Source organism: Neisseria sp. Marseille-Q1983 (assembly GCF_018224585.1).
GTDB lineage: Bacteria > Pseudomonadota > Gammaproteobacteria > Burkholderiales > Neisseriaceae > Neisseria > Neisseria polysaccharea.
In genome coordinates, this window is sequence record NZ_JAGTUI010000112.1 from 1 (window position 1) to 927 (window position 927).

The window sequence follows — 927 nt, forward strand, 5'->3', positions numbered from 1 at the left end:
GTGCTGGGCAAGCTGGGCTACCACCGCCAGCCAGCCGCCGAGAAGCCGCCAGTGGTGGTGGCGGATGATGACGAGCCGCCACCGCCGCCGGAATAGTTTTGACGACCGCCGCCTCTGCCCGCTGTATCCGGGTACGCGGCGGTTATTACTTCAGGCTACCTGAAAACCAGTTATTAAGTAATCCTTAATAACTGAAATAAGGCTAGCTGGAGCGCAAGAAATATCCTGTTTTAAAACAATGGGATATTTTTTATTAGGTATAAAAACACCAAATATAAGGCTAGCTGGGAAAATCAAAGACTTACGTTTCTGCCCGCCATTGTGCGGGCTTTTTTGTTGGAGGTTAAAAATGACGAAACAAACCGAATTGCCGTGGATTGCCAAGGCAAAAAGCCACTTGGGCTTGCGTGAGATGCCGGGCCCGCAGCACAACCCGGAAATCCTGCGATGGCTGGTGAAGTTTGGCGGCTACAACGGCGAAGAGAAAGCATGGTGGAAAAACGATGAAGTGGCTTGGTGCGGGTGTTTTGTTGGTATGTGCCTGGCTGAATCCGACCGCTTCGTGGTGCCCGCGTGGTATCGCGCCGGGGCGTGGGCGGATGAACGCTACCTTACCCGCTTGAGCAAACCGGCCTATGGCTGCCTGGCGGTCAAAAAACGCCCCGGCGGCAATCATGTGATGTTTATCGTGGGCAAAGACAGACAAGGCCGCCTGATGGGTTTGGGCGGCAACCAAGGCAACCGCGTGAGCATCATCCCGTTTAACGCCGACGAATTGAGCTTTTGGTGGCCGAGCTACTGGCGCGATAAGCAGTGCGTTAAATCCGAGCCTACTGCCGTCCGCTACGAGCTGCCGCTGGTGGATGCTACCGGCAAACAGGGCGAGAGCGAGACATAGTATGGCGGATGAATGCACAGCCGATTGGG

1 protein-coding gene is annotated in these 927 nt (G+C 55.0%); it reads left to right on the top strand.

The window, feature by feature from the left end; genetic code table 11:
* The first annotated feature begins 349 nt into the window (after positions 1-349).
* Positions 350-898: a TIGR02594 family protein gene (locus KEM39_RS11385; protein WP_211710076.1), complete on the top strand. Its 549-nt coding sequence runs from the start codon at positions 350-352 to the stop codon at positions 896-898.
* The last annotated feature ends 29 nt before the right edge of the window (positions 899-927 follow it).

Excerpts from the sequence above, each read along its gene's own strand:
- KEM39_RS11385 (WP_211710076.1), top strand. The coding sequence starts at position 350 with ATGACGAAACAAACCGAATTGCCGTGGATTGCCAAGGCAAAAAGCCAC.